This is a genomic window from Rhodococcus sp. 06-235-1A (genome assembly GCF_002258785.1).
Lineage (GTDB): Bacteria > Actinomycetota > Actinomycetes > Mycobacteriales > Mycobacteriaceae > Rhodococcoides.
The window spans coordinates 370,291-392,917 of the sequence record NZ_NOYI01000021.1; the positions used below are offsets into that span (position 1 = coordinate 370,291).

At 62.3% G+C, this 22,627-nt stretch carries 19 protein-coding genes, 1 pseudogene and 1 riboswitch; of the genes and pseudogenes, 12 read left to right on the forward strand and 8 right to left on the reverse strand.

Features of this window, described 5'->3' with window-relative positions:
• Positions 1-221: 221 nt before the first annotated feature.
• The 5 genes from CH275_RS20855 to CH275_RS20875 are packed head-to-tail and all read right to left on the reverse strand — an operon-like array spanning position 222 to position 4,980.
• Complete coding sequence (locus CH275_RS20855) at positions 222-824, reverse strand: ABC transporter ATP-binding protein (RefSeq protein WP_094680128.1); 603 nt, start codon at positions 822-824, stop codon at positions 222-224.
• Complete coding sequence (locus CH275_RS20860) at positions 821-1,576, reverse strand: ATP-binding cassette domain-containing protein (protein ID WP_373453727.1); 756 nt, start codon at positions 1,574-1,576, stop codon at positions 821-823. The genes CH275_RS20855 and CH275_RS20860 overlap by 4 nt, the downstream gene beginning before the upstream one ends.
• The gene (locus tag CH275_RS20865; RefSeq protein WP_094680130.1) at positions 1,573-2,412 is read right to left on the reverse strand and encodes an ABC transporter permease; all 840 of its coding nucleotides are present in this window, start codon (positions 2,410-2,412) and stop codon (positions 1,573-1,575) included. The genes CH275_RS20860 and CH275_RS20865 overlap by 4 nt, the downstream gene beginning before the upstream one ends.
• Positions 2,409-3,398 (reverse strand): ABC transporter permease, encoded by a 990-nt coding sequence (locus tag CH275_RS20870; protein ID WP_256991139.1) that lies wholly within the window; start codon positions 3,396-3,398, stop codon positions 2,409-2,411. The genes CH275_RS20865 and CH275_RS20870 overlap by 4 nt, the downstream gene beginning before the upstream one ends.
• Positions 3,388-4,980: an ABC transporter substrate-binding protein gene (locus CH275_RS20875; protein ID WP_256991140.1), complete on the reverse strand. Its 1,593-nt coding sequence runs from the start codon at positions 4,978-4,980 to the stop codon at positions 3,388-3,390. Before CH275_RS20875 ends, CH275_RS20870 begins: the two co-directional genes overlap by 11 nt.
• 106 nt (positions 4,981-5,086) lie before the next feature.
• Between CH275_RS20875 and CH275_RS20880 the strand changes: the two genes are divergently transcribed.
• From CH275_RS20880 to CH275_RS20895, 4 genes are all read left to right on the forward strand, one after another.
• Positions 5,087-5,383 (forward strand): ArsR/SmtB family transcription factor, encoded by a 297-nt coding sequence (locus tag CH275_RS20880; protein WP_032403715.1) that lies wholly within the window; start codon positions 5,087-5,089, stop codon positions 5,381-5,383.
• 78 nt (positions 5,384-5,461) lie between these two features.
• A riboswitch (cobalamin riboswitch) is annotated at positions 5,462-5,690 on the forward strand.
• 151 nt (positions 5,691-5,841) lie between these two features.
• Positions 5,842-6,870, forward strand: coding sequence for a FecCD family ABC transporter permease (locus CH275_RS20885; RefSeq protein WP_256991159.1), 1,029 nt, complete (start codon positions 5,842-5,844; stop codon positions 6,868-6,870).
• A complete protein-coding gene (locus CH275_RS20890; protein WP_094680132.1) occupies positions 6,870-7,643 on the forward strand; it encodes an ABC transporter ATP-binding protein in 774 nt (257 codons plus the stop codon). The genes CH275_RS20885 and CH275_RS20890 overlap by 1 nt, the downstream gene beginning before the upstream one ends.
• Complete coding sequence (locus CH275_RS20895) at positions 7,640-8,647, forward strand: ABC transporter substrate-binding protein (protein WP_094680133.1); 1,008 nt, start codon at positions 7,640-7,642, stop codon at positions 8,645-8,647. The genes CH275_RS20890 and CH275_RS20895 overlap by 4 nt, the downstream gene beginning before the upstream one ends.
• A 532-nt stretch (positions 8,648-9,179) precedes the next feature.
• Here CH275_RS20895 and CH275_RS20905 read toward each other — a convergent pair.
• A complete protein-coding gene (locus CH275_RS20905; RefSeq protein WP_179276255.1) occupies positions 9,180-10,607 on the reverse strand; it encodes a short-chain fatty acyl-CoA regulator family protein in 1,428 nt (475 codons plus the stop codon).
• 180 nt (positions 10,608-10,787) lie between these two features.
• Between CH275_RS20905 and prpD the strand changes: the two genes are divergently transcribed.
• From prpD to CH275_RS30140, 7 genes and pseudogenes are all read left to right on the forward strand, one after another.
• Positions 10,788-12,290 (forward strand): 2-methylcitrate dehydratase PrpD, encoded by a 1,503-nt coding sequence (prpD, locus tag CH275_RS20910; RefSeq protein WP_094680135.1) that lies wholly within the window; start codon positions 10,788-10,790, stop codon positions 12,288-12,290.
• The gene (gene prpB / locus CH275_RS20915) at positions 12,290-13,201 is read left to right on the forward strand and encodes a methylisocitrate lyase (protein WP_094680136.1); all 912 of its coding nucleotides are present in this window, start codon (positions 12,290-12,292) and stop codon (positions 13,199-13,201) included. The genes prpD and prpB overlap by 1 nt, the downstream gene beginning before the upstream one ends.
• Positions 13,201-14,364, forward strand: a complete 1,164-nt coding sequence (locus CH275_RS20920; RefSeq protein WP_094680328.1) for a bifunctional 2-methylcitrate synthase/citrate synthase — start codon at positions 13,201-13,203, stop codon at positions 14,362-14,364. The genes prpB and CH275_RS20920 overlap by 1 nt, the downstream gene beginning before the upstream one ends.
• Before the next feature lie 8 nt (positions 14,365-14,372).
• Positions 14,373-15,326, forward strand: coding sequence for a LysR family transcriptional regulator (locus CH275_RS20925; RefSeq protein ID WP_094680137.1), 954 nt, complete (start codon positions 14,373-14,375; stop codon positions 15,324-15,326).
• A 230-nt stretch (positions 15,327-15,556) separates the two neighbouring features.
• On the forward strand, positions 15,557-16,558 hold the full coding sequence (locus CH275_RS20930) for a putative oxygenase MesX (RefSeq protein ID WP_094680138.1): 1,002 nt from the start codon (positions 15,557-15,559) through the stop codon (positions 16,556-16,558).
• The gene (locus CH275_RS20935; RefSeq protein ID WP_094680139.1) at positions 16,555-17,583 is read left to right on the forward strand and encodes a methionine synthase; all 1,029 of its coding nucleotides are present in this window, start codon (positions 16,555-16,557) and stop codon (positions 17,581-17,583) included. The genes CH275_RS20930 and CH275_RS20935 overlap by 4 nt, the downstream gene beginning before the upstream one ends.
• A 736-nt stretch (positions 17,584-18,319) precedes the next feature.
• A pseudogene (locus tag CH275_RS30140) lies at positions 18,320-19,424 on the forward strand (integrase).
• Between the two features lie 276 nt (positions 19,425-19,700).
• Here CH275_RS30140 and CH275_RS20950 read toward each other — a convergent pair.
• Positions 19,701-20,510 carry a hypothetical protein gene (locus CH275_RS20950; protein WP_094680141.1) on the reverse strand — a complete coding sequence of 270 codons (810 nt, stop codon included), beginning with the start codon at positions 20,508-20,510 and terminating at the stop codon, positions 19,701-19,703.
• A gap of 318 nt (positions 20,511-20,828) precedes the next feature.
• Complete coding sequence (locus CH275_RS20955; protein WP_143546839.1) at positions 20,829-21,842, reverse strand: hypothetical protein; 1,014 nt, start codon at positions 21,840-21,842, stop codon at positions 20,829-20,831.
• A gap of 303 nt (positions 21,843-22,145) precedes the next feature.
• On the opposite strand from CH275_RS20955, the gene CH275_RS20965 reads away from it, so the two are divergent.
• Positions 22,146-22,625, forward strand: a complete 480-nt coding sequence (locus tag CH275_RS20965; protein ID WP_256991141.1) for a TIR domain-containing protein — start codon at positions 22,146-22,148, stop codon at positions 22,623-22,625.
• Positions 22,626-22,627: the final 2 nt, after the last annotated feature.

The following is a 22,627-nucleotide window of genomic DNA, read 5'->3' on the forward strand; positions in this document are numbered from 1 at the left end:
CTCGGTGTCACGAGGTTGTCACAACTGAGTCCGGCAGCACCGTCGGATCACATCAGCGTCCGCGAGGTACTTCCTTCAATTTGCCTCTCTCTGCTGACCTCGTTGCGTCTCGTGGTTGACCCTGAGCGGCGGGGAGGACAGTTCGAACACGTCTGCCGCGGGTCACTGTCGGAAATCGACAGATAAGTTCAGCCATCTTTGCCAGGCGGGCTCGATGTGGCTCAGATGAGCTGCGTGCGGTGTTCGGGCGCGAGGGTGTCGATGACGGCTCGGTCGTGGCTGACCACAGCGAGTCCGGCTCCGTCTGCGGCGAGTGCAGTGAGCAGTTGCATCACGTCGCGGGTGGCGATCGGATCGAGCATGGACGTCGGCTCGTCGCACAAGATGTAGATCGGACGTTGCACGAGGATGCGCGCGAGGCATGCGCGTTGGAGTTGCCCATCGCTCACCTGGGCCGGGAATCGCCGCAGCAGAGCAGTATCGAGGCCGACGCGGTCGCACACGGCCTCGACATCGATCGCCTCCCGGTGAATCGCTGCGGGCTCGGCCACGATCGTGCCGAGGGTCCACCGCGGATTGCACACCAGTCTCGGATGCTGAGCAAGGAGAGCGATCGATCCGCGCGAGGGCCGGGCCTGCGCATCCCACGTCACGGTGCCTGTATGTGGCTGCACCAACCCGGCGAGCACCCCGAGCAGTGTCGTCTTGCCGACGCCGGACGGGCCGGTGATACCCGTGATCGCGCCGGGGGCGACTGTCACCGAGACCTGTTGCAGGGCAAAAGTTCCGTCGAACGTCACGGTCACGTTCCGAGCTTCGATCATATCGTCACGCCCTCGAAGAGAGCGCGGACGTAGTCGTCGTCATGCGACAGGACTGTCGCCGGTGTGGCCTGGAGGACCGTCGTCCCCGCTCTCATCACGGCGATGGTTCCACAGGTACCGGAGCGCATCATCGAGGTCAGATCGTGCGTGACGATCAGCACGGCTCGACCGTCTGCCGCGATGTCGCTCAACAGTGCCCAGACCTGTTCTGCCAGAGCTGGATCGAGTGCCGATGTCGGCTCGTCCGCAATCACCAGATCCGGTGACCCGGCGAGCGCCGCCGCGATCGCGGCACGCTGCGCCATCCCGCCGGACAATTCGTGCGGGTACAGCCGCGCGGTCGATAGTGGGAGTGCCACACGATCCAACAACTCCGACAGGGTGTTTCGGCTTCCCAGGGTTCGCACGACCTCGGCGAGCTGGGAGCCGACAGTGCGCACGGGTGTGAACGAGGTAGCGGGCGACTGCGGAATCAGCCCGATGCGGTGCCCGCGGAGTAGTCGCCAGTCGGCCTCGGTAGGCACCGCGCGTCCGGCTATGTCGAGAGTCCCGGTCGTGTGTGACCCCGGCGGCAGCAGCCCGCACAGTGCGGCCGCAACCAGAGATTTGCCGCAACCCGATTCGCCGACGAGGGCGGTGACTCGGCCGGAGTCGACGTCGAGATCGACCGTATCCAGTGTGCGAACGAGAGGGCCTCCACGACCGCGTGAGTCGACGTCCACGGTGTATTCGCGAAGTCTCGCTGCGGTCACCACACCGAACCCCCGGGTGGAGTGAGTCGGCGTCGCAGCATCGACAGTCCCAGCGTGAACGCGAGTGCCGTCACCACGAGCGCCGTGGCCGGAACGGCGAGTGTCCACCATGCGCCGAGCATCACATCGCCGCGGGCCTGCCCGAGCAGCGTGCCAAGGCTCGCACGATCGGGTGACAGGCCGACACCGAGGAACGACAGCGTCGATTCGTGCCAAATGGCGTGCGGGATCAGCATCGCCAGCGCCACCAGAATCTGCCCACCTACCGTCGGTGCCAGGTGTCTGTGTGCCACGAACCATCGGGACGCGCCGGCCAGGCGGGAGGTGCGAACCCACCCGGAATCTGCCGTCGCCAAGACCTCTGCCCGCACTATCCGGGCGACGGAGGGCCAGTGCGTCAACGAGATCGACGCCACCACGGCAAGTGGCTCACCTCGCCACAGCGCCGCGATGACGATACCCAGCACCAGGTGGGGGAGGGCGTTGACCGTATCGACTACGCGCATGACAACGGCATCGAACCATCCGCCGGCAGCCGCCGAGGTCACCCCGATGGCCACTCCGAGAGCGCACGCGATCACCGCACAAAGTGCTGCGATCAACAGCGAGATTCGCAGTCCCTCTGCTGTTCTGGTGAGTATGTCGTATCCGGAGTGATCGGTGCCCAGCAGGCTCGAGGCGCTCGGCGGCAGTAGTGCGGATGCGAAGTCCGCAGTCTGCCGACCGGCGATCATCGGGATCAGCAGTGCGACGAGTGTGATGGCGAGAACCACGAACCACGGCGAGTCCGGGATGTAGCGACGCCGATAGTCGAGTTCATCGTCTGGGGCGGTCATGCAGCGATCCGCACTCGGGGGTCGATCGCGGCGGTCGTTGCGTCGGACAATGCCGATCCCAGCAGAACGGCGAGGGCCGCGGCGGTCGTGGTCGCCGCCATCAATGGGAAGTCCAGTGCCGCAGCTGATTGCACCAGCGCCTCGGCCATCCCTGGCCACCCGAACACGGTCTCGACAATCGCAGCACCCGCGATCAGCTCGGCTAGTCGGGTGCCGAGCAGAGCCAGTGTCGGAGCCACCGACGTCGGCAGCACGTGCCCACGCAGCAGAGCCCACCCGTAGATCCCGCGCGCCCGTGCCGCGCGCACCGCATCGGAGTCGGCCGAGTCGACTACCGCAGCCCGCATGGACAGAAGAAGCCATGGGATCTGCGAGACGGTCAGCGCGACGAGCGGGAGCACGGCATGCGCGGCGATCCCCGCGGCCGAGTACGTGGTGCCCGGTGCCCGTGCGCCGGAGGTGGGAAACCACCGGAAGGTCACTGCGAACACCGAGACCAGAACCAGCGATACGACGAACGGCGGCACGGCCGCGAAGGTCGTGGACAGGACCGAGCACGCCCGATCGAGAATTCCGCCGCGGCGCATCCCGGCCGACGAACCCAGCACGACGGCGGTCACGGTGGCCAGAAGCAGGGCGAGAGTGGACAGTCCGAGAGTGAAGGGCATACGTTCGGTAAGAACCGTCGATACCGGGAGGGACTGGGTCGAGGACCATCCGAGGTCGCCGTGCAGTAGGTCGGTCAGCCAGGTCCACCATGCGGCGTACCAGGGTGTCTCCGTTCCGTAGGCGTCTCGAAGTTGCTGCCGCTGCGACAGAGTCGCACTCTGGTAACTGTCACCGAGGTACGCGGCGAGCGGATCAAGAGGCGATAGCGATGCCAGTGCGAACATGGCCGCCGAGACCAGGACGACGGTCGGGATCGCGATACCGGTACGGACGGCGAGGATTCGGCCCACTGTCCGGGCTCGAGTTCTACTGCGCACGTGTCCACGCCGCCAGGTGCCACCATGGACCCCACGAGACGCCGTGCGAGTGCGGTTCGAGAATGGGAGGGCTCTGGTTCCAGCCGAGATCGCGATACGCGTAAGCGTGGTCGAGGAACGTGAGGAACACCGAGGACGGCTGCTCCACGTAGAGCTGCTGGATCAGCCGGTATCGAGCGTCGTTCTCCGGTCCGGACGCGGAATCGCGTGCCTGCTGCAGTGCATCGTCGAGACCTGGCGCGGTGAAGTTGCCGGGGTTGGCATAGGGCGAGGAGTCGTCGACGCGGGTGTGCAGGGTGTCGAACACCTGCGAGTCGATGCTGTACGGGGTGTCGCCGCCGCCGAGCAGCACTGCCGAGTCGCCGAGGCGGGTCTCGATTTCGTCCCACCCGGTTCCTCGGGGCCGGACGTCGATGCCGACGGGTTGCATGGCGGCGGCGAAGGCCACCGCAAGATCTCTCCGCACGGAATCCTGGGCGTTGTAGAGAAGCTCGAACGACGCTGTGGCACCGTTTTTCTGGCGTACACCGCCTGCACCGACGCGCCACCCGGCGGCGTCGAGGGTGGACTCGGCGGTGGAAAGGTCGAACGGGAACACGGCTGTCGGCTCGTAGGCGTCGCCGTAGACATCGGCCACCGGTGTGCTCGCGGGGCGACCGTATCCACCGAGAACGTCGTCGACCATGCCCCTGCGGTCGACGGCGAGATTCATCGCGATCCGGGCTTGGAGGTCGGATGTGAACGCGTTGCCCGCCGGAAGCGAGACCCCGCGCCAATCAGCAGATTTCACGCCGATTGTCTTCACGTCGTCGTTTCCGTCGAGCGCGGCAACGGCGGTCGGAGGCAGTGACGTGCCGGAAACCTCGCCCGTGGCGACGCGTTGCACTCGGGTGTTGTCGTCCGGGGTGTAGGTGATCACCAGTCGCGTTACCTGCGGAGCCTCGCCCCAGTAGTCCTCACGTGCGGTGAACACGGCCTGATCTGCGCGCAGGCTGTCCAATATGTACGGCCCGGTTCCGACCGGCTCGGTGTTCAGTACCCAGTCGGCCGCGGGTGCCTGCTCGACCTGCTCCGACGGAGCGATGCCGAGCAGGAGGTACGGCGACGGATCCGCGTCGGTGGTCATCGTTATCACCACGGCATGGGATCCATCAGCGACGACATCGACGATCGGATCGAAATCGGTCGAGATCTCGGATGCGACGCTGGGATCCTTCACTGCCTCGTAGGTGGACACTACGTCCGCGGAGTCGAAGTCGGTGCCGTCCGAGAATGCGACGTCCGCACGCAACGCCACTCGCCACTGCCGCGGTGCACTATTCGTCGGGACCGAGTCGGCCAGGGACGGAACGAGATCGGGAAGTGCGGAGTCGGAATCGGCGTCGGGTCGAAGCAACCCCTCGTAGACCGGGGAGACGCCGAGTGCGCCGTAGCCGGATATCGGACTGAACCCGCCGAGTTCCTGGCTGTCGGCCAGCACGATCGCCCCGCCGGAGCCCTCGTCGGATGGTGACGCGCATCCCGCGGCGGCGAGGGCGAGGGCAACGGCTGAACCCAGAATGCGGTGGATGGACGGTGTCACGGACTGCTCCCGGGTTCATGCTCGATCGAGATATGTGTCCAGGAAGACACATATTGCGTGCCGTAGCGTAGCAGCAGCATTGGGAACCAGCAGCGCGGGAGAATCGATGACCGATAGCGACGACATCGAGGAATGGTCGACCCGCTTTGCCGTCCTGTCCGATCCGACACGGCTGCGCCTGGTCAGCTACATGCACGAGAAATCCGGTGCCAGTGTCGCCGAACTCGCTGCCGCCGTGGGCATCACCGAGAACGCGGCGTCGCAATCGCTCCGCGCCCTCAGGGCCCGAGGGTGGGTCGAGACCACGAAGTCGGGCCGGACGGTGCACTACCGGGTAGTCGCCGACGCGATCGTGCACCGGATCCTGCACGACATCATGGGCGCGGAACACCGCCACGACTGACACCCTCGACGATCGGCATTGTTCGAGAGGTGCATCGGTCCACTGTCGTAGGTCGAATCATCGACGACAGTGGTGGTGTTACAGTCGCGCTGCGTTGGTTTCCGGCGGCCCTCTCGGTGAGGTTCGTCGGATCGCAAGAGGGAATCCGGTGTGAATCCGGAACTGCCCCGCAGCGGTATGTGGAAACGACCGCGGTCAACAGCACTGAGCCCACCGGGCTCGGGAAGCGACCGCTATTAGGTTGTCATCGGGAGCATCCGGTGACGTGTTCACGAGTCCGAAGACCTGCCAACGCGGCCGCACCACCGGTGCGGTCGCTTGTCGACTCCGTGGGACATGGTCGACGAGATGCAGACCGTGTTGGGACAGGTCTGTCGTCGTCGTCTGCGCTCGTGTCATGAGAGCCGCCACGCCTGACGTCGACGACCTGCAAGGAACGTGCCAGCGAGATGCGCCGAATGTCGGTGACTGCTCTGACCGCGACCGCCCTCCTGGTGTTGGTAGCGGTGTCGGTGATCGCGTTGATGCTCGGCACCGCACATATCCCGTGGCGCGAGGTCGGCCACATCGCGTGGGCAGAGATAACCGGTGGCACCATCGCTACGGACGATGTACCCAACTACCGCATCATCGTCGATTCACGCCTGCCTCGGGTGCTGCTGGCCATTCTCATCGGCGGCGGCCTCAGCGCCGTAGGGCTGGTGGTTCAGGCGATGGTGCGCAATGCCCTCGCGGACCCGTACGTGCTGGGGATATCCTCCGGTGCGTCCGTCGGCGCGACCTCGGTGGTGTTGTTCGGAACGTTCGGTGCCCTCGGAATCTACGCCCTCTCCACCGCCGCGTTCGTCGGTGCGTTGGCTGCGACGTTGCTGGTGTACCTCATGGCCAGATCTGCGGCGGGGCTCGTTCCTCTGCGGCTGGTTCTCACCGGAACTGCTCTCGGGTACGGCTTCTCGGCCATCACCACTGTTCTGGTTTTCCTCGCACCCCACGGCGATGGCGCACGAAGTGTCATGTTCTGGCTCCTCGGAAGCCTGTCGGCGGCAACCTGGCAGATGGTCCCGCTCGCGGCTGTCGTCACCGTAGTGGGTTTGGTGATCATCGCCGTCTGCGCGCGACGACTCAACGCATTGTCGATGGGCGATGAAGTCAGCGCCGCTCTCGGCCTCGACGCCTCGAGGTTTCGGCTGCTGTTGTTCGTCGTCGCGGCGGCGATGACCGGATGTTTCGTATCCATCTGCGGCGCAGTCGGATTCGTCGGTCTGGTTGTCCCGCATGTCGCCCGGATGCTTGTCGGTGCAGACCATACTCGGTTGATCGTGGTGACCCCGGTCCTTGGATCGGTTTTTCTGGTCAGCGCCGACCTTCTTGCTCGAACGTTGGTGCCTCCGCAGGAACTTCCGCTCGGCGCGATCACCGCGGCGGTCGGAGTCCCGGTGTTCGTGCTGCTGATGCGCCGTCGCGGTGCCCTGATGGGGTCTGACTGATGCGCGTCGAGTACGACGCCGTCGACGTCACCATCGATGGTGCCACGATCGTGCACGACGTCACCGTGTCGATCCCGTCGGGACACTTCGTCGGGATCGTAGGACCCAATGGCAGCGGAAAATCGACACTTCTGAGGTGCCTCTACCGGGCGTTGACCCCGTCGGCAGGGGCGGTGCGGGTCGATGGCGTCGACAACCTTGCTGTCAGCATGCGCGTGAACGCTCTGCAGGTGGCTGCGCTCACCCAGGATTCGCCCCTGCAATTCGACTTCTCCGCTGCCGAAGTGGTCGCGACCGGCCGACTTCCCCACGGACGCGCATTCTCGCGTGATCGGGCACTCGATCACCTCGTCTGCCGGGAGGCGATGCTGCTCGCCGACGCGCAACATCTGTCGGAGCGGAGCTTTCTCTCACTGTCCGGCGGGGAGCGGCAACGAGTCCTCATCGCACGTGCGTTCGCGCAGGAACCGAAGGTGCTGGTACTGGACGAGCCGACCAACCATCTCGACGTCCACCATCAATATGCCGTGCTCTCCGCCGCGAAAAAGCTCGGCGTCACCGTCGTCGCTGCCCTGCATGATCTCAACCTCGCAGCCCAGTACTGCGACCAGTTGTTCGTGCTCGGTGCCGGGCGGCTGGTGTGCTCGGGCACCCCCGCCGAGGTCATCACTGCCGACGTTCTGCGCCGCTGGTTCGAGATCGGTGGCCACATCATCACTCACCCCCGACTGGGCGTCCCCCAGATCATTTTCGACGAGAAGGAGTATCGATGACACATCCGAGACGGACCTGGGTGCTGATCGCCGTCACCACCCTGGCGCTGAGCGCCTGCGGCGCAGAGGTGGAGACCGCAGCAGAACCAGGCGGCGCGGCCGTCACCGTCACCAACTGCGATGAGCCGTTGACCGTCGATGGTGTTCCGACGCGCGTGGTCACCAACGACACCGGAATCACCGAGATGATGTTCGCGCTCGGCTTGGCCGATCGAGTCGTCGGCTTCTCCGCGCAGGCATCGAAGGACGGGGACATCGAATCCTCGCCCTGGAAAGCCGATTTCGAGGCCACACCCGATATCGGGGACACCTTCACCCGTGAAGCGGTCCAGGCCGCGAATCCGGACTTCGTCTTCGCCGGCTGGAACTACGGATACAAGGAATCGACGGGTCTGACACCGGACTGGGTGCGCAGCATCGGTGCCACCCCTTATCAGCTCACCGAGGCATGTCGGCAACCCGGCACCACGCAGCGTGGAATCATGGATCCGCTCGACGCGCTGTATGCCGATATCGAGAATCTCGGCGATATCTTCGACGTCCGTGACCGCGCCGACGGTCTCGTCGCCGGGTACCGCGAACAAGTTGCGGAAGCGAACGCGACAGGGCCGGCCGGGCAGGATCCGGCGCGAATGTTCCTGTTCGACAGTGCGACCCCGGAACCGTTCACCGCCGGCCGTACAGCGGCCCCATCGCAGATCTTCCGAGAAGCAGGTGGCAGCAACATCTTCGACGACATCGACAACTCGTGGACCACCGCATCCTGGGAGGCCGCGGCTCAGCGCGACCCGCAGGCGATCGTCATCGTCGATTACAACTCGGGCGCGGGGGAGACCGTCGAGGCGAAAATCGAACAGCTACGGCAACATCCGCTGATGTCGGGTACGACCGCGGTCCGCGAGAACAACATCACGGCCCTTCCCTACGCGGCGCTCGTCGAAGGCCCACGCAACCCGCAGGCGGTGACTTTCGTCGCGGATTTTTTGAGGTCGAAGGGTCTGTAACAGCGATCGCGGCACGCGACGCTTTTTACCTCGGTGACCGGTACATCGGAGCGACTCGAAACGCTGCATGTGGATAGGAGATGGATACAGTGGCATTGGATCGATCGAGACCGACAGTCATCGTATGCCGCGGATGCTGCTGCGGCACTGCCGACAAGCATCCGGACATCGACCACGACGCCGAACTCGAGAGTTTGCGTAACTTGGTCGGTGGTGTCGGCAACTTTCGCGTCACCGAGTGTCTCGGACCATGCGAACGATCGAACGTTGTCGTGGTCGCCCCATCGAGATGCGGGCATCGAACCGGTGGCCGACCAACGTGGCTCGGTTTCGTTCTGGGGGCAGGAATGAAGGAAGAGATTGCAGGTTGGCTCTGCAACGGAGGACCTGGGCTTGCCGAGATGCCGACGCCTCTCATTTCGCACTGCTTCGAGCAGCGTCGAAAATAAGCTCAGGGTGCGGACTTTCCTACCGGTGTCCTGTCCGTCGCTGCGAAGACGCTGCCGCCCAGACAGGAATGAGTCCTTGCCTGCTACGTGTACGGGTAGGGCAGGTCGGTGTCGACGTTTTCGTCGACGAGTAGCTGGCGTCCGAGTTGTGGGAATGCGCGCTGGGAACACGAGGTGCGTTCGCACACTTTGCATCCGGGTCCAATGGGAATCGATGCGCCGGGGGAGTGGACCGGTAGGTTGTCGGCGTAGACCAGTTTGTTCGCATAGTCGATGTCGCATCCGAGGCCGATCGCGAAACTCTTCTGTGGTGATCGGTATCCGAGTCCGCCGCTGTCGGTGGTGCGCGCAATCCACAGATAGGTGCGGTCGTCGGGCATGGTGGAGATCTGTGTGAGAATTCGTCCCGATGCCGCGAATGCGTCGTGCACAACCCACAGCGGGCAGCTTCCACCGACACGTGAGAAGTGAAATGCGCTTGCGGACTGACGTTTCGAGATGTTGCCGGCCCGGTCGGTGCGGACGAAGAAGAACGGAACACCCTTCGTCCCCGGTCGCTGCAGCGTGGACAATCGGTGGCATACGGTTTCGAAGCCGACCTCGAAGGTCAGCGACAGCAGATCGATGTCGTATCGCAGTGACTCCGCAGCGGCGAGGAACCGTTCGTAGGGCAACAGCAGGGCTCCGGCGAAATAGTTGGCCAGCCCGACGCGGGCCAGCTCTCGGGCCTGAGTGCTCAGGTGCGTATCGGCATCGACGATCGTGTCTATGGTCGTCGACTGCGAGAGAAAAGCCAGCTGGGTTGCGATCTGGTACGCGCGTTGCCCGGCAGTCAGTCGGCGTGCGAGAAGGAGTGTCCCGCCGGTGTCGTCGAAGATGCGTTTGGGGCCGAGTGAGCCGGGATTGTCGTCTCCGATGGTCACCGTGATGCCGTGGTCCGCTTCGATGACCCGCGCAAGTTGTAGATCGAGCGCCCCGATACTGAGCCCACTTCGCTCGAAGAGTTCCTCAGCCGCAGTATCCAATTCGGGGATGTGGTTGCGGCGGTCGTAGAAGAAGTCTCGGACTTCTTCGTAGGGCATCGGAGAATGGCCGCCCGTCGACACATCCGATTTGGGCCCGTGCAGTCCGACCGTGAGCCGGTCCACCTGATCGGTCGCTGCATGGAGCTTGCGGTGCAGCGAGACGAGGGTGCGCCCGATCTCCGGCATGCGCGAGACCAATTCCTGGACGTCGGACATCGACACCTCGCCTCGGTCGGAGGCTTCGGTGAGTACATCGTGCAGGTCGGCGACGAGGCGAGCGTCGGTGTCGGTGGCGAAGAACGAGGGGTCGAGCTCGAACATCGTGTTGAGCTTGAGCAGTACCTGGACGGTCAGAGGTCGTTGGTCGTTCTCGAGTTGGTTGAGGTAACTCGGCGAGAGTTCGAGTGTCTTCGCCAGAGCGGACTGCGTCAGCTGTCGTTCCTCGCGTAGGCGACGCAGCCGCCCGCCTGCGTAGATCTTCTGCATCTCTGCCCCTTCCTCCTTCGGGTGTCGACACTGTAACCGAACTGGACTTCGCAACATTTGCCGATTTGCAGGAATTGCCCCGCAAAAATAGGCATTTGCGATGTCTTCCGCAGTTCCGGACTCCTGCGTAACTTGTGAATGAAGCGTAGTAATCCCATTCATCGGCACGGAGGATTTTCTGTGAAGACCCATCTCGTACGCACTCGCACATCCGCCGAAAACTTCCCTCAGTCCGAGCACCTGGCTTGGAAGGTCGCCGAGGTCGCCGCTGACGAGGTGGAGGTCCCCGAAGCGACGGCGGAGATGATCGTCAACCGGATCATCGACAATGCCTCGGTGGCTGCTGCCTCGCTGGTTCGGCGACCGGTGACGAGCGCCCGCGCACAGGCGCAGGCGCACCCGTACAGCCCCGGTGCCACTGTGTTCGGAATCGGTGGGAAGTACTCACCCGAGTGGGCCGCGTGGGCCAACGGGGTAGCGGTGCGAGAACTGGACTTTCACGACACGTTCCTCGCCGCCGAGTACTCCCATCCGGGGGACAATATTCCGCCGATCCTCGCCGTCGCCCAACACGCTGGGCGCTCGGGCCGTGATCTGATCCGTGGTCTGGCCACCGGGTACGAGATTCAGATCGACCTCGTTCGCGCAATCTCGTTGCACGAGCACGAGATCGACCACGTCGCCCATCTCGGGCCCTCTGCTGCCGCCGGAATCGGAACCCTGCTCGGCCTCGACACCGAGACCATCTATCAGGCCGTCGGGCAAGCGCTGCACACCACGACGGCCACCCGTCAGTCCCGCAAGGGGTCGATCTCGAGTTGGAAGGCCTACGCCCCCGCACTCGCCGGGAAGGTTGCCGTCGAAGCCGTCGATCGAGCACTCCGCGGCGAAGGTGCCCCGTCGCCGATCTGGGAGGGTGAGGACGGGGTCATCGCGTGGCTTCTCAGTGGGCCGGACGCCGAATACCATGTGCCCCTTCCCGGCCCGGGCGAAGCCAAGCACGCAATCCTCGACAGCTACACCAAGGAACACTCCGCCGAGTACCAGAGCCAGGCCCCGATCGACCTCGCCCGACGGATGCGAGAAAAGATCTCCGATCTCGAACAGATCGAGACGATCGTGTTGCACACCAGTCACCACACGCATTACGTCATCGGCACCGGATCGAACGACCCACAGAAGTTCGATCCCACCGCCTCCCGGGAAACCCTCGATCACTCGGTGATGTACATCTTCGCGGTCGCACTCGAGGACGGAATCTGGCATCACGAGCACTCCTACGCCCCGGAACGCGCGCAGAGGCCGAACACAGTCGCGTTGTGGAACAAGATCTCGACCGCAGAAGACCCCGAGTGGACGCGCCGATACCACTCGGTCGATCCGGACGAGAAAGCGTTCGGTGCACGCGCGGAGATCACACTGAAAGACGGCACGGTCATCGTCGACGAACTCGCGGTCGCCGACGCGCACCCTCTCGGTGCCCGCCCGTTCGCCCGTGAGCAATACATCGCGAAATTCCGCTCGTTGGCGGACGGCGTGATCGCACCCGCGGAACAGGACCGCTACCTCGACGCAGCCGAGCGGGCTCCCGAGCTCGCCGCAGGCGAACTCGATCAGCTGACCTTCACCGTCGCCGACGATGTTCTCGCTAGGGCTCCGAAGACCCCGAAGGGCATCTTCTGATGCCGGGCCTCATCGCGGCCTCGACCTCGGCGCCGGACAAGCGAATTGCACTCCGCGCCGCGCTGTCGTCGACGTCGATCACACGGCTTCCCGGCGCCATCAACCCGCTGACCGCGAAGTTGATTCAGGAGATCGGCTTCGAAGGGGTGTATATCTCTGGTGGCGCATTCTCTGCCGGACTTGGTCTGCCCGACATCGGACTCACCACGTTGACCGAGGTCATCACCCACAGTGCGCAGATCGCGGCGGTCACCGACTTGCCGGTACTGATCGACGCCGACACCGGATTCGGTGAGCCGATGTCCGCGGCACGCACGGTGCTGGCGGCCGAGGATGCGGGGATCGCCGGGCTGCACCTCGAAGACCAGATCAACCCCAAACGCTGCGGGCACCTCGACGGCAAAGCGATCGTCCCGACAAACGAGATGGTGCGACGCCTCCGTGCGGCCGTCACCGCGCGACGTGATCGAAACTTCGTCATCTGCGCCCGCACCGACGCAGCAGGGATAGACGGAATCGACGCCGCGGTCGAGCGAGCAAAAGCGTACGCGGACGCCGGAGCAGACCTGATCTTCACCGAGGCACTCGTCGAGGAAGGCGACTTCGCGAAATTCCGTGCCGCAGTGGACACCCCACTGCTGGCGAACATGACCGAGTTCGGCAAGTCCGAGCTGATCTCCGCGCACACCCTCGAGGACATCGGCTACAACGCTGTCATCTATCCGGTCACCACATTGCGACTGGCCATGGGCGCCATCGAAACCGGACTGCGTGAGATCCACGACCGCGGAACGCAGAAAGGACTCCTCGACCGGATGCAGACCCGCTCACGTCTGTACGAGTTGCTCGACTACGAGCGTTTCAACGAATTCGACACCGGAATTTTCAATTTCAGCTTAGGAGAGCAGTGATGACCGAGGCGATTCCCACGATTTACAAGGGGCTGGCCGGTGTCGTGGTCGACACCACCGCTATTTCCAAGGTGGTACCCGAGACGAACTCGTTGACCTACCGGGGATATGCCGTGCAGGATCTGGCCGCGCACTGCACCTTCGAGCAGGTCGCCTACCTGCTGTGGCACAGTGAGCTCCCGTCCGTGCAGCAACTCGAACTGTTCGTTCAGCGCGAGCGAGCCCAACGGCGAGCAGACCGCTCGTTGCTCTCGCTCGTCACGAAAATGCCCGACAATTGTCATCCGATGGATGTCGTGCGCACCGCGATCAGCTACCTCGGTGCGGAAGACGCTGCTGAGGAGGACAATTCGGCATCAGCGAACCTGTCCAAGGCTCTGCGCATGACGGCAGTGTTGCCGACCATCGTCGCCGCCGACCATCGCCGACGACACGGCCTCGATCCCATCGCCCCTCATTCGCATCTGGGATTCGCGGAAAACTTCCTCAACATGTGCTTCGGCTCCGTTCCCGAATCGGAGATCGTCAAGGCCTTCGAGGTTTCCCTGATCCTGTATGCCGAGCACAGCTTCAACGCCTCCACCTTCGCTGCTCGCGTGGTCACCTCGACACTGTCGGACATCTACAGCGCCGTCACCGCCGCCATCGGAGCACTGAAGGGCCCATTGCACGGAGGTGCCAACGAAGCTGTCATGCGAGACATGCTCGAGATCGACGATCCCGAACGGGCCGCACAGTGGCTGCAGAACAAACTCGCGCGCAAGGACAAGGTCATGGGCTTCGGTCACCGTGTCTACAAGAACGGCGACTCACGGGTGCCGACGATGAACGCAGCATTCCGAGATGTCGCTACGGTGACCGGCGGAGACAAATGGGTGCGCATGTACGACATCCTCGAAAAGACAATGAACGACGCCACCGGCATCAAGCCCAACCTCGATTTCCCTACTGGCCCGGCGTATTACCTGATGGGCTTCGACATCGACGTGTTCACGCCGATTTTTGTCATGAGTCGCATCACCGGTTGGACGGCTCACATCATCGAGCAAGGTGCGTCGAACGCGCTGATCCGACCACTGAGCCAGTACTCGGGAGTGCCGCAACGCGCTGTCGTCGCCTCACGCCGGCTACCCGTGAGTCCGATTCCCCACTGCGTGCGATGATTTGATTCATGGCACGGGACGTCGCGAGCACGGTGCGAGGCATTGCCCTTCAGCAGTTGCGCTACTTCGTAGAAGTGGCCGCCGAGGGGTCCATCAGTGCCGCGGCGGACTTGCTGTACGTTGCACAACCGACCATGTCGGCCGCATTGAAAGACCTGGAACGTCGCGTGGGTCGGACCCTCTTCGTTCGCTCGACCCGCGGGGTGACACTCACCGAGGATGGAGCCGAATTTCTCGGCTACGCGCGTCAGGTGGTCGAGCAATCAGAGCTCTTGGAACAGCGGTACCTCGGCCGAGGGCCCGCTCGACGGCTCTTGGCCGTCTCGACTCAGCACTACTCGTTCGTCGTCGACGCCTTCGTTCGCATGGTGAAAGCGTCTGAGGCTCCGGAGTATTCGTTCAGCCTTCGAGAGACCCGCACGTGGGAAATCATCGAGGATGTCCGCACGCTCCGCAGTGAACTCGGTGTCCTCTATCGCAACGAGTTCAATGCAAGCGTCATCGACAAGCTGATTCGCGAGGCAGGTCTGGTGTTCACGCCGCTGTTTCTGGCGTCGCCGCATATTTTCATCGCCCGCACGAATCCCCTGGCGGGGCGAAAGAGTGTGGAGCTGAGTGATCTCGAAGAATTTCCGCGTCTCACGTTCGACCAGGGCGCGAATAATTCCTTCTACCTCTCCGAAGAGATACTCTCCACCCGTTCCTCCAAACAAGAGATCCGGGTGAGCGATCGTGCCACCATCTTCAACCTCATGATCGGTCTGGGCGGATACACGATCTCCACCGGCATCGTCTCGGATGATCTCGATCCGTCCATCATTGCTGTTCCGCTCGACGTCGACGATCGCATCGAGATCGGTTGGATCGGTCATGCTTCGGTGTCGTTGACCGTCCAGGCTCAGCGCTTCGTAGCGGAGATGCGCGACGTCGTGTCTGGCTTCGGCGTCGACCTATTGACATAGCCTTTGCCTATGTTCAGCCATTGTCGAGAATGATTATCCTATGACGAGTGGTCCAACTAGGCTGGTGCGCAGGCTGCTTCGGACAGCCGCCTTTCGGTTCTGTCTACCTGAGAAACCGGCCCGACCGCCGAGAACTTCGGTCGAAGTGGCGCGACGGCTCAGTTAATGAACCCGTGTGGTGACGCGTTTGTCACCACATTCACCGCACGTGATTGGGGCTACAGGTCAGCATGACGAACGACTGTACTTTCAGCATCAGTACGACGCGCTTCGACGAGGACTACACCCCGTCGACGAACTCGCGTCACACGACCAACTTCGCGAATCTCGCACGCGGCGAAAACGGTCGACGGAACTTACGTGGCGCGATGACGATGATGAACACCCGTCTCAACGAGCTGGTTCAGGACGACAGCCAAGGTGGCGACCGCTACGCACTCGAATTGGACATCATCTCGGTGGATCTGCATCTCGCGTCCGATGGAGCCGACGCAGCCTTTCCGGTAATCGAAATTCTCGATGTCGGCATAGTCGATACCACTACCGGCACCCGCACGAGGGGCATCGTCGGAAACAACTTCTCCTCGTACATTCGCGATTACGATTTCATCGTTCAACTCCCGAAGCACCGAACAGTGGGCATTCCCAGCGACTTCGGCGATGTGCACGGTCAGGTCTTTCAGCGTTTTGTCGATTCGCGCGAGTACCGAGATCGGTTCCCGCAGCCCCCGGTCATCTGTATCAGCGTGTCGACGTCCAGAACGTACCGTCGCCGCAGGAATCACCATCCGGTGCTCGGTTTCGAGTACGAGGCAGAGGGCAAGTCGATCACCGATCAGTACTTCGGAAAGATGGGTCTCGGGGTTCGCTACTTCATGCCTCAGGGGTCCGTCGCTCCCTTGGCGGTCTACCACTGCGGTGACTTGCTCAACGATTATTCAGGCTTGGCACTCGCCGGAACGATCGCGACAATGGAGACTTTCCAGAAAATCTATCGTCCTGAAATTTACAACGCAAACACTGCCGCCTCGGAGGTCTACCGGCCGAGTCTCGACAACGACAACTATTCACTTCCGCAGGTGACCTACGACCGTGAGGAGCGCAACCGACTTGCGACGACGCAAGCCGAATTCACCGACGTGAATCTCATGCAGCCGTACGGCTCAGTCCTGAAGCGGTGGGTCACCGAGCAACGCACCCGACCGTGCGAGACCGAAAGGTATCGAAGATGAACCCACTCCTGCCCACCTCGATCGTCGGAAGCCTCCCCAAGCCCTCGTGGCTCTCCGAGCCGGAGAAGCTCTGGTCGCCGTGGAAATTGCGAGACGACGAATTGCGCGAAGGGAAGCTGGACGCTCAGTCGCTTGCAGCCGATGAGCAGCGTCGTGCGGGGCTCCACATCATCAGCGATGGTGAACAGACGCGTCAGCACTTCGTGACCACGTTCATCGAGCATCTGAAGGGTGTCGATTTCGATCGGCGCGAGACAGTGCGAATTCGCGACCGATACGACGCAAGCGTCCCGACGGTTGTCGGCGCGGTGAGCCGGGAACAATCAGTGTTTGCCGCCGATGCGAGTGGCCTCAGAGCAGTGACCGACCAGCCGATCAAATGGGCACTGCCTGGCCCTATGACAATGATCGACACGCTCTACGACGACCATTACAAGAGTCGTGAGAAGCTCGCGTGGGAGTTCGCGACTCTTCTGAATGAAGAGGCGAAGGACTTGGAAGCGGCCGGCGTCGACATTATCCAGATCGACGAGCCCGCATTCAACGTGTTCTTCGACGAGCTCGAAGACTGGGGAATCGCGACACTCGAGCGCGCAGTCGAAGGGCTGAATTGCGAAACTGCCGTCCATATCTGCTACGGCTACGGCATCAAGGCCAACACTGACTGGAAGGCAACACTCGGGGCCGAGTGGCGGCAGTACGAACGGTCGTTCCCACTGCTGCAACAGTCTTCGATCGACATCGTGTCGCTGGAGAGTCACAATTCGCGCGTACCTGATGACCTGATCGAACTGCTTCGCGGTAAAAAGGTCATGCTGGGTGCCATCGATGTGGCGAGTGACACCGTCGAGACTGCCGAAGAAGTCGCTGAAACCCTTCGCCGTGCACTTCCGTTCGTAGATGCGGAGAAGCTGTACCCGAGTACCAATTGCGGTATGGCACCACTCGACCGACGCGTCGCACGAGACAAGATGGTCGCGCTCACCGCTGGCGCGGACCTTCTGCGACGTCAGTTGTCCGAGTGATTCGCGTGACCCGGCGACACCCGAGTCGGCTGACATCGGCGCTGCGGGTACGCGCCGCTTCAGTTGGGCTCGATGCCGGCGGACGCAAGGATCCGTGCGCCCTCGGAAGTGCGGCACTCGGACAGACCTACCAGGGCCCTTCGTCTCAGGACGGTTCGATCGTGCTGATGCGAGTGACGCTCGATGTCACGTAAGTGTCACAAGTCGGTACGAATCGTCATGGACTGGTTCGGACGGCCGTGCACGAAAAACGTTGTTAGTAAACAAATTTAGAATCCAGCGAGGTTCAGGTGAATCCACTTCCAGGGACTTAAAATTCGCACAGTGTCGGTTCGAGTCCGACTGGGGGCACCGGAGTCCATATGTATCCAGATTTCTGGACCAGGACAGTGCTTTTCGGGTGGTACCGTGGACTTCGGCGGTCTACCACGGATTTGAGTGGACAACCGAGGCAGCGGATTTCAGATCCGCGCGGGATGTACGTCCTTCGTCGTCGCATCTTCGCATTCGTGCAGCGCAGGGCCGGTCTTCGGGTTGGACGGTCGTCTCTACGGGTGGCTCGCTGTCACGAGGCTGTCACAACTTGATCTGGCTGAGCTGACTGACCTCGTCGATACCCGCGACATCTTGGGTCAGCCAAAGAGATGGTTGTGCTGGAACAGGTTTCGCATGCATGTCGGCCCAAACACCCGACAGCAACGCCCCGACGAAGCATTCTCGGAAGTTGCTAACGTAAATTGCATTTTCCGCATCGTCTTCCGCAAAACGCCAGATCAGAACAACCGCAGTGGAGGCGTCCCGTTCCGAGGGGACGCGAAAAACCTACGCGGCTGCGTGGAGACGTTTTACCGGGTGGTGCGAGTCGAATGGTCACGTGACGCTTCCCGCGCACCCGATCACCCTCGCCGCCTACCTCGTCGACGCCGCGGACACCCGGACCGAAACAGGGGAACGGGCCTACGCGGTCGCCACCTTCGGCACCTGGATCGCGGCGATCAATCATCATCACAGGGTTACCGGTCACCTATCGCCATCTGCACACGAACTTGTCACCGCCACCCTGTCCGGTATCAGACGCGAGTATGCCGCGGCAGGGGGACCGGCCCCGTACCCCACGAGACCCACTCCTGGTCGACGACATCAAGCTCGTCGTCGAGACGGCACGAAATCGGTGCCGCGGGTGGGGCCGACGACGTACTCGAACGTCGGGATTCAGCGATCCTGTTGCTCGGGTTCGCCGGTGCCTACTGCCGCAGCGAGTTGTCTGAGATGGTCTGCAGAGATGTCACTGTGCACAGGCATGACGGCCTGCACATCCGGCTGCGGAAATCGAAGACCGACCAAGGGGCCGGGGAGCAGTGAAAGCGTTGCCGTACACAGAGACCCACGAAACGTGTCCACCCTGCGCGTACGTCCGATGGATCCAGGTCGTGGCCGCCTACGATTCCGGCGGCCGACCATCGGTGATCCGCCTGCTATGCCAGCGGCAACCGTTCGATGGACACTTGTGCCGTGGGGGAGTGCCACGCACCGCCGCCCGGGCACCGCTGCTCGGGGCTGTCGCAAAGAACGGCAACCTCGGGGCTACGGCTCTGTCCGGCTCGGCGATCCATTAGACCATTCGCCGCCGCGCTGAACACGCCGGCTTCGACGCCACCGCTCTCGCCAAGCTCGGCGGACACTCGCTCCGCGCAGGTTTCGTTACCCAAGGCACCCGCGCAACGGTGCCGACGGATCCGCCATCGCTCGGCAGACCGGGCACGCCAGCCTCGACTCCGTCGAGGTACCGCCGCGAACATGCGCCCTTGATCGGCAACGCCGTCACTAACATTGGCCTATAGCGGGAGAGTGAGCGGTATCGCGCTCGATGAACTGTGTAACAACAAGTATGGATGTGATGAACTAGCACATCTAGGCCGGTCTCACATGGCCGTTGCAAGCCCTTCTCCTGGCTCGAATAGCGATTGGTCAGACTCTGAACGGGAGCGCAGCACAACCGCGCCAACACGATGTCGGTGACAGCAGGTCGCATCTAGACCAGTTGCTCCGGTCGTTCAATTCGACTGGTGTCGGGGTCGACTTTGCGACGGGCGAAGCCAGCGTCGGCGCAAGAGGAGCTACGGCCGGAAGTGTGCCAGCGTATTCGCTACCCATGCTTCGGAGTACTTCATGCGGAGGTCGAGCGTCGATCTGCTCATGGGTGGTGTTGACCTGTGTCGCCATTCTGGAACGTCAATGATGTTTTGCACATCGATGTCAACGATGAGGTCTTGAATGTCGCGACGGCCTAAGCCCGGTGGTGCTGTAATAACGGCAATGGTTGTCCCGCGCTCCTCGTTGACTTCGACAGCACCGTTACCGTCCAACCTGAGTTCGCCGGTGATTGGTTCGCGAAAGCCGACACGACAGCTTGAGACGAACGCCCTGACTGCGTGGCCGCTTCGGTGACGATCCAGCCTCGCGAGTTCGTTGATCCACCAGGGAACGTTGGAAAGGTGATCGGGAGCGGCACGATAGGGCTGTACTAGTTCCAATTCGGCGACGGTTTCATCATTTAGAGCAGTCAAGCGCGGGCGGTTCTGCTGGAATTTCTTGGCCGAGTCGAAGATCGGGAAATAGACACTGCTCGCTTTAGGTGGCGGATCCTCTCCGCTGTCTCGGATCGCTAGGGCGTACGTAAGCCCGTCGAGTGCGGCTCGAAGTTGATAGAGCCATTCGCCGAAACGCGTACTCAGCGATCTTGGGGTGGGGCGCATCGTCTTGATCCGCATCTCCCACGTGTCGGGAGTCGGTCCATGCACGAGTTCAAACCCGCGGGGCTTGGTGGCGAGATGCGCGTTCCATTCTTGCGACATCTCCGCTCTCAGCTCGGCCGCCCTGTCTATGCGATGGTGGCACGTTGTAAGTGCGTCGCTGACATCCGCCATAGGGAAATTAGAACAGACGGGCCCGGACCAGGGCGTCATTCAACGTGGAGGTCCTGCCGTCTGGACGAACAAACGCAGCGGTTGATCTCACGTGTCAGTGCACCGTCCACCGAATTCCGGCACACCGTAGAGAGCTACGAAGAAGTCACTGTGGACGCTGGGAGTGTTGCGGGTCGGTCGCACGCGGGGTCCAAATTGCGTGCTGGTCAGAACCCAGGCACGCTGCCGGAGCGGGTTGCCCTCGGGGGTGATGTATCGGATGGGGATCTCAGCCGGTGGACACGCCGTCGTGAATCGTTAACACGATTTATACGACGGTCATGCTGGCCACGTAATTTTCATGTATCCGGTGCCGTCGTCCCAAGTTTCGGTGAGCATCCGAGCCCACTCAGTGGGCGTAAGCGAGCCCGGCTTGGTCGAGCCAAACGTTTGAAAGCTAAGCGACTCGCCGGGCTGATTGAGATAGGGCGGAGGGCTGGTTACCGTAGAAGTGATGCCTTTCCCGGCACGAGCCAGATCGCGGTTGAACCACACCAGCCACTCCGTGATCGCCCACCCGTCTCGGTGGGGACCTGTCTCGAACACCGTCGTGTGCGGTAGCGCAGGAAGTATCTGCCAGCTCAACATCCATTCTCCTGCTACGTCGAACTCTCGTCGACCTCCTAGTGCCGTGATGCCGGGAAGAGCGTTCAGCACTCGAATCGGCCAGTCGTAGAACGTATCCACTCGGTCAGCGCGGCGCTCGCTATCCGGTGAAACCGCATTTGGACCAGACAACCTGGATGGTCGATGGTCCGGCAGTACGCTTTCGACACCGGCAACCGAGAGAATCTGTCGTGCCCTCTGTTCCCCTTCGTCGAGGAACCGCCATGTCTTTTCTGCCAAGCTGTCCCAGGAGTGCCATTCCTCGTGTGACCGCACGATGACGCGAGCCAACTGAACGACGTCGCGGCCCTTGACTGCGACGCCAATCTCGCGCTTCATCACCTCACCCACGGGATAGCGAAAGTATTCTTGCGCTACCGATTTGAGGTAAGCAAGTTCCTGTCGGCGGTAGGTCACCGTGGCCTGCGAGACTGCCTTCGGGGATACCCCTAACTCGGCTGCGACCGACTCGCCATTCGCGCCAGGACGCAACGTCGCTTCATACACCGCGTGTCGTCGAATCGTTGCCACATGTTTCTGCACACCACGAACACGCTCGGCCGCAGCAGCGCACTCGCGAATACGTTGGACAGGATCCGGAATCGAACGCAGGTAGCTCAGAACCAGCTCGATGTGCGTCCCGGAAACGTCACCAAGGCCTGTCGGCACCTCATCAACTTTCGTCATTGGGTCATACTAATCCACCCCAGGGGTAATAGTGCGCTAAGGGTGGGGTTTCGGCGTGGCCAGCTTCCATCCAGCGGCGTCGGAACTCTTGTGGTCGCGCTCAAGCTGGGGAGTCATAGCGGTGGCCGCTAACTCGTAACCCGGCAATGCATCTTCCGACCGATTCGCACGCGCGGCAACGTCGCGAACATGGCCTCTTATACGGACGCACACATGGACCACGAGAACTGTCGGTGGTCTCTCATACACTGGGAAGCAGTCGAACGAGGGGGACCTGCTTTGAGTTACCGAAACAAGACCTACGTGGCCTTTGCCAGTGAAGACATCCACCTGTATCGGCTGATGGAGGCGTGGCGCGACAACGCCAAGATTGACTTCAACTTCTCTGACGCCCACGGCCTTTTCATATCCCGCGACACCAGTAAGCCCGAGACGATCAAGCGCAACCTTCGACAGCGCATGAGCAACGCGAAGCAGGTTGTCATTATCGGTACGTCTGATGCTAAGAAGAAGGGCGGCGACGGCAAATCCTTCCTTGCCCACGAGATCGGCGTGATGATGGAGTACAATCTCCCCGTCGTTGTTGCCAACAGCGGCGGCAGCAAGAAGATCGAACGGTCTGTGATCCCGTCACCTCTTCTGGATGCTGACTACTACACGCTATCTGTTTCGTTTAGCCCGGCCATCATCAAGTTTGCACTCGACAAGTACGCGCCGCAGTACGCGGCCAGTGACAAGGCAGGCCCGCATTATTACGAGCAGCACATCTACGACAAGCTATGACG

Bases quoted from the DNA above. Each gene is read 5' to 3' on its own strand.
- CH275_RS20855 (WP_094680128.1), bottom strand. From the start codon at position 824: ATGATCGAAGCTCGGAACGTGACCGTGACGTTCGACGGAACTTTTGCC.
- CH275_RS20865 (WP_094680130.1), bottom strand. From the start codon at position 2,412: ATGACCGCCCCAGACGATGAACTCGACTATCGGCGTCGCTACATCCCG.
- CH275_RS20880 (WP_032403715.1), top strand. From the start codon at position 5,087: ATGACCGATAGCGACGACATCGAGGAATGGTCGACCCGCTTTGCCGTC.
- CH275_RS20885 (WP_256991159.1), top strand. From the start codon at position 5,842: ATGTCGGTGACTGCTCTGACCGCGACCGCCCTCCTGGTGTTGGTAGCG.
- CH275_RS20890 (WP_094680132.1), top strand. From the start codon at position 6,870: ATGCGCGTCGAGTACGACGCCGTCGACGTCACCATCGATGGTGCCACG.
- CH275_RS20895 (WP_094680133.1), top strand. From the start codon at position 7,640: ATGACACATCCGAGACGGACCTGGGTGCTGATCGCCGTCACCACCCTG.
- CH275_RS20905 (WP_179276255.1), bottom strand. From the start codon at position 10,607: ATGCAGAAGATCTACGCAGGCGGGCGGCTGCGTCGCCTACGCGAGGAA.
- prpB (WP_094680136.1), top strand. From the start codon at position 12,290: ATGCCGGGCCTCATCGCGGCCTCGACCTCGGCGCCGGACAAGCGAATT.
- CH275_RS20920 (WP_094680328.1), top strand. From the start codon at position 13,201: ATGACCGAGGCGATTCCCACGATTTACAAGGGGCTGGCCGGTGTCGTG.
- CH275_RS20925 (WP_094680137.1), top strand. From the start codon at position 14,373: ATGGCACGGGACGTCGCGAGCACGGTGCGAGGCATTGCCCTTCAGCAG.
- CH275_RS20930 (WP_094680138.1), top strand. From the start codon at position 15,557: ATGACGAACGACTGTACTTTCAGCATCAGTACGACGCGCTTCGACGAG.
- CH275_RS20935 (WP_094680139.1), top strand. From the start codon at position 16,555: ATGAACCCACTCCTGCCCACCTCGATCGTCGGAAGCCTCCCCAAGCCC.
- CH275_RS20950 (WP_094680141.1), bottom strand. From the start codon at position 20,510: ATGGCGGATGTCAGCGACGCACTTACAACGTGCCACCATCGCATAGAC.
- CH275_RS20955 (WP_143546839.1), bottom strand. From the start codon at position 21,842: ATGACGAAAGTTGATGAGGTGCCGACAGGCCTTGGTGACGTTTCCGGG.